Genomic DNA, 4,723 nt, shown 5'->3' on the forward strand with positions numbered 1-4,723 from the left:
GGTGTGGTCAGGAACCGCCGACGGCGCCCCGGGAGCGGCGCTCGGGCGGCGGCGGGTCCACCACGACCCGGACCACCGACTTCAGCCGCTCCAGCGTGCCGCGCGGCGGCGGTGCGGCGACCCGTTCCCGCAGCAGCGGCAGGCCGTCGCCCTCCAGCGCGTCGAGGCCCACGGCCCGGCCGCTCATCGCCAGCACCAGCGACTCGGCGTTGCCGCGCACCACCGCGCCGCTGCCCGACGTCCAGCCGGTGTCCACGGCCTCCAGCCGCAGTCCCGCCAGCCGCGAGCCCATCGAGTAGCCGGGTGACGGCTTGGCCGCGAGGTGCTGGAACGCCACCCACAGCCGGTCCTCCGGCACGTCCCGCGCGATGCCCAGCGGCACGCGCACGTCGTAGTCGTGCAGCAGGATGTCGGTCAGCACCGGGTCGTAGCCGGACCTCGGGATGGTGGTCCTCGACGTGGACCACCGCCGCAGCCGGTCGGTGATCTGCGCGGTGGGCATCCGGGCGGCGCGCGCGGTCAGCTCCCGGTTGAGCCGGTCGAAGTCGGCCGCCATGGAGACGATGCCCCAGTACAGCTTGAGCTGGCCGAACCGCAGGTACGTGATCAGGTGCGCGCCGACGTCGTGCACGGTCCACCCCTGGGACAGGCTTGGCGTCGCCAGTTGCCCGGCGTCCAACCCGTCGAGCTGATCCGCCATCCGACGCCGCTCTTCGACGAGCATGTCGTGGACCTTCATCCGTCCACGCTAGGCGGCCCCGCCGGCACCCAGCTTATTTCCGCTTGCGGACTTCCCCCCGGGCACGGACAGCAGCAGGGCCGGGAACCGCTCCGGCGCGTCCCGCAGCACGTCGTGCCCGGAGGGCCACGCCTCGACCTGCCACGAGGGGTCGTCACGCAGCCGCTCGTGGGTGGTGGCGAACGGGCTGTCCGGGAAGTCGGCCATGAACAGGTAGCGGCGGTCGGTGACCCGGTCGGCGGCGCCGGTGAGCGAGGCCCGTTGCAGCAGGGTGGCCAGCGGGTGCGGCGTGGCGCGCTCGTCGAAGGTCGGCAGCGGCGCCATGGCGAACCCATCACCCGGCGAGCCTTCGACGTACCACCGGCGCCAGTCGCCGTGGACGATGTCGTACGCGGACTCGCCGTCGCGCGGCACGAACGCGTCCACGTGCACCAGCGACCGGATCCGCTCGGGCGCCCGGTCCGCGACGGTCGTGACCACCATGCCGCCGTAGCTGTGCCCGACCAGCACGACCTCGCGCAGGTCGAGCCGGGTGAGCAGGTCGAGCACCTCGGCCACGTGGTCCTCCAGGTCGACCCGGCCGGTGCTGAGCGTGACCGCGTGCACCTCGTGGCCCTCCGCGCGCAGCCGTTCGGAGATCGTGGACCAGGCCCGCACTGGCCGAGCGGCTGGGCGTGACGGACCGTACGGTGCGCCGCGACGTCGAGCGGCTGCGCGAGCTTGGGCTACCCGGTGGACGGCACGACCGGCACCGCGGGCGGCTACCGGCTCGCGTCGGGCCGCCACCTCCCGCCCCTGCTGCTGGACGACGACGAGGCGGTGGCGGTGGCCGTCGGCCTGCGCACGGCGGCGGGCGTGCACGGCATCGAGGAGTCGTCCACCCGGGCGTTGGCGAAGCTGGAGCAGGTGCTGCCCGCGCGGCTGCGGCGGCGCATCGGCGCGGTGCGGGACGCGATCGCGGTGATGTCGGTGGACGGGCCGGTGTCGGACTCGGCCGCGCTGGGCGTGCCGGAACCACGAGGTGGTGGCGTTCACCCACCGCGGCGAGGAGCGCCGGGTGGAGCCGCGCAGCCTGGTGACCGCCTACCGGCGCTGGTACCTGCCGGCCTACGACCCGGCGCGGGAGGACTGGCGGACGTTCCTGGTCGACCGGATGGGCTCGCCGCGCGCCACCGGCCGCCGCTTCACCCCGCGCGCCCTGCCGGACGACCCGGCCGCCCACGTGGCCCGCTCCCTGACCCACGCCCCCTACCGGTACACGTGCACGGCCACCACCAGCCGCGCCCGCGCCGGTGGTGCGGTCGCGGCTGGTGGTGGCGCTGCCCGGCCGGGTGGAGCCGATCGACGACCGGACGTGCCGGGTGCGGCTGGGCTCGGACGTGATCGGGCACGTCGCCGCGGACCTGCTGCTGCTCGGCGCTCCCTACGACCTCGACGCGACGCCGGAGGTGCCGGCCGCGCTGCGGGAGGTCGGGGCGGGGCTCACCGGTGAGCGTCCTGCCCCACCGGGCGCACCAGGATCTCGTTGACGTCCACGGTCGGCGGCTGGCCCACGGCGTACATCACCGCGCGGGCCACGTCCTCCGGCGCGAGCTTCGGGTCGTCCGCCCGCGACGCCGGGATGCCGCCCGTGTCGGTCAGGCCCGGCTGCACGAGCGTGACGCGCACGCCGGTGCCGACGCACTCGGCGCGGATCGCCTGCGCCAACCCGGTCACGGCCCACTTGGTCGCCGCGTAGAGGTTCCCCGGCCGCACCCCGCGCCCGGCGGCGGAGCCGGTCAGCACCAGGTGCCCGGAGTGGCGCATCAGCGCGGGCATCGCGGCCCGCGCCGTGAACGCGGGTCCGCACACGTTGGTCAGCACCATGTCGCTCCACTCGGCGGGCGGCGCCCCGGCGGTCGTGGTGAACGAGGTGACCACGCTCGTGCCCGCGTTGGCGAACACCACGTCGAGGCTCCCCCACTCCTCCTCCACCCGGTCCACCAGGGCGGCGACCTGGTCGAACGACCGCACGTCGCACGAGGAGACCCACACCCGGTCGGGACCGCCGAGCCGGGCGGCGAGCGGGGCGAGGGAGGAGGCGTCCCGCCCCGCCAGGACCAGCCGGTAACCCGCTTCGGCGGCCATCCGGGCGGTCGCCGCGCCGATGCCCCGACCAGCCCCGGTGACCAGGAATACCCCACGTCCCATGGCCGCAGGGTACTGCTGATTCGATCGGATCACCGGTGCGCAGGCAACGTCGGCGGCCTTCGCGGCGTCGTAAAGGCGTATCCACTGATTGGGGGCACATGAACATCAACCGCAGGTTCGCGCTGGGGATCGGCTCGGTGGCGGCGGCGAGCGCGGTGCTCGGGTCGACCGCCGGGACGGCGCAGGCGCAGACCACCGAGGCGGAGTGGGACGCGCTGATCCCGACGACGGCTGAGCTGGCCCGTCGGAAGATCTCGCTGAAGTACTCGTGGGAGGTCGCGCGGGCGGGCGGCACGTGGTCGTCCTACATCGGCGTGGCCGACCCCGACGGCGTGATCAAGCCGGCCGTCGAGGTCGAGGCGGACCGGGTCGTCGAGGCGTACAGCGTGAACAAGATCGCGGTCGCGCTGGCCGTGCTGGACAAGGTCGACCGCGGCCTGATCCGGCTCGACCAGCGGGTCGAGGTCACCTCGGACATCGTCATCCGGGACACCGACGGCATCTTCCACCTGGACGGCGCCTACCCGAGCTCGGTCACCGTGGGTCACGCCCTGGCGAACCTGCTCACCGTGTCGGACAACACCGCGGTGCGCCTGTGCGGCCTGGTCGTGCCGGCGCTGGAGCTGAACGAGATCCTGCGCGCCAAGGGGTTCGTGCACACGCAGGTCGTGCCGGTGGCCAACCCGAACCGGTTCTACCTGGGCACCACCACGCCGCGCGAGACGTTCACCATGCTGCGCAGGTTGGCGGCGGGTGAGCTGCTGTCGGCGGCGTCGACCCAGCACCTGTTCACGGTGCTGCGGTCGCTGACCGCGTTCACCGACGGGATCCGGCTCAACCTGACGTCGGCGGAACGGCTGAACGTGGCCACGAAGGCGGGTTGGGAGGACGACGGGCGCAACGAAGCCGGCATCGTGTTCGACGCGAACGGCAAGCCGATGATCACCTACGCGCTGTTCGCGTCCGGCCGGTACAGCGGCGACCAGGCGGCGAACGCGGACAACTACGGCGCCACCCACCCGGCGCTGCGCGCCCGCGCCGCCCTCGGCCGCACGCTGTACGACTCGGTCCTGCGCATCACCGCGAACACCCCGCGCACCTACCGCGCCGCGCAGTACCACCCGGGCAACGGCGGCTGATCCCACCGACCACCGCCCGACTCGGAGCAGGGGTTCGCAGCCGGAACCCCTGCTCCCGTCGTCTCCGGCCCGATCGCGATAGTCACGCGGTGAGATGTATCCGGCGCGCACGGTGACGCTCCTGTACCTGAGGGGGTGGAACATGACCGACCTGCTGCACCGCTGCGCCGAACGGCCGGGTGCCCGCCCGCCGCTGCGCGGGTCGCGCCAGATCCAGGGCAACGTGCTGGCCGCGTTCAACAAGGACCACCAGCTGTTCCGGTTCGTCCGCTTCACCGACGACGCGCTCGGCCGCACCTGGCTGGCCGCCATGCTCGGCCACCTCAGCACCACCGCCGAGGTGGAGGACTTCAACGAGGTCTTCTCCCTCGGCCGCGCGCTGGCCGGCGGCGACCCGGAGGGCCTGCGGGCCACCTGGGTGAACGTGTCCCTCACCCCCGAGGGCCTGGTCGAGATCAGCATCAACCCGGACGCGACGAGGCAGGACCTGCGCGCCCACTTCCCGCACACCGCCGAGCAGGCGGCCCGCGCCAACGGCGACACCGACGACTCGGCGCCCGACCACTGGCTGTTCGGCCGCGCGGACCAGCACGTCCACGCCGTGGTGACGGTGGCGTCCGACGACGCGGACCACCTGGAGGACGCCGCGCGCGAC

Annotated in this window: 6 protein-coding genes and 2 pseudogenes; 4 read left to right on the top strand and 4 right to left on the bottom strand. The window is 73.8% G+C overall.

Annotated elements, in window-relative coordinates; genetic code table 11:
• Window positions 1-7 precede the first annotated feature (7 nt).
• The 3 genes from AB0G02_RS28630 to AB0G02_RS28640 form a co-directional block, all read right to left on the bottom strand.
• Window positions 8-739, bottom strand: a complete 732-nt coding sequence (locus AB0G02_RS28630) for a maleylpyruvate isomerase family mycothiol-dependent enzyme (protein ID WP_360799768.1) — start codon at window positions 737-739, stop codon at window positions 8-10.
• A 9-nt stretch (window positions 740-748) separates the two neighbouring features.
• Window positions 749-1,396, bottom strand: coding sequence for an alpha/beta fold hydrolase (locus AB0G02_RS28635; RefSeq protein ID WP_360799771.1), 648 nt, complete (start codon window positions 1,394-1,396; stop codon window positions 749-751).
• Between the two features lie 104 nt (window positions 1,397-1,500).
• Complete coding sequence (locus AB0G02_RS28640; RefSeq protein WP_360799779.1) at window positions 1,501-1,674, bottom strand: hypothetical protein; 174 nt, start codon at window positions 1,672-1,674, stop codon at window positions 1,501-1,503.
• 122 nt (window positions 1,675-1,796) lie between these two features.
• Here AB0G02_RS28640 and AB0G02_RS28645 point away from each other — a divergent pair.
• Window positions 1,797-1,958 (top strand): annotated as a pseudogene (locus AB0G02_RS28645) (WYL domain-containing protein); the annotation flags it as partial.
• A 73-nt stretch (window positions 1,959-2,031) separates the two neighbouring features.
• Window positions 2,032-2,268 carry a hypothetical protein gene (locus AB0G02_RS28650; RefSeq protein WP_360799782.1) on the top strand — a complete coding sequence of 79 codons (237 nt, stop codon included), beginning with the start codon at window positions 2,032-2,034 and terminating at the stop codon, window positions 2,266-2,268.
• Here the strand turns inward: AB0G02_RS28650 and AB0G02_RS28655 are convergent.
• Window positions 2,222-2,929 (bottom strand): SDR family oxidoreductase, encoded by a 708-nt coding sequence (locus AB0G02_RS28655; protein WP_360799774.1) that lies wholly within the window; start codon window positions 2,927-2,929, stop codon window positions 2,222-2,224. The genes AB0G02_RS28650 and AB0G02_RS28655 overlap by 47 nt on opposite strands.
• A gap of 98 nt (window positions 2,930-3,027) precedes the next feature.
• Between AB0G02_RS28655 and AB0G02_RS28660 the strand changes: the two genes are divergently transcribed.
• A complete protein-coding gene (locus AB0G02_RS28660) occupies window positions 3,028-4,068 on the top strand; it encodes a serine hydrolase (RefSeq protein ID WP_360799776.1) in 1,041 nt (346 codons plus the stop codon).
• 112 nt (window positions 4,069-4,180) lie between these two features.
• Window positions 4,181-4,723: pseudogene (locus tag AB0G02_RS28665) on the top strand (peroxidase); the annotation flags it as partial.

The sequence above is a fragment of the Actinosynnema sp. NPDC023658 genome (assembly GCF_040639995.1).
Classification (GTDB): Bacteria; Actinomycetota; Actinomycetes; order Mycobacteriales; family Pseudonocardiaceae; genus Actinosynnema.

Coding starts and splice junctions, on each gene's coding strand:
- AB0G02_RS28630 (WP_360799768.1), bottom strand. CDS start 739: ATGAAGGTCCACGACATGCTCGTCGAAGAGCGGCGTCGGATGGCGGAT.
- AB0G02_RS28640 (WP_360799779.1), bottom strand. CDS start 1,674: ATGCGCCGCCGCAGCCGCGCGGGCAGCACCTGCTCCAGCTTCGCCAAC.
- AB0G02_RS28655 (WP_360799774.1), bottom strand. CDS start 2,929: ATGGGACGTGGGGTATTCCTGGTCACCGGGGCTGGTCGGGGCATCGGC.
- AB0G02_RS28660 (WP_360799776.1), top strand. CDS start 3,028: ATGAACATCAACCGCAGGTTCGCGCTGGGGATCGGCTCGGTGGCGGCG.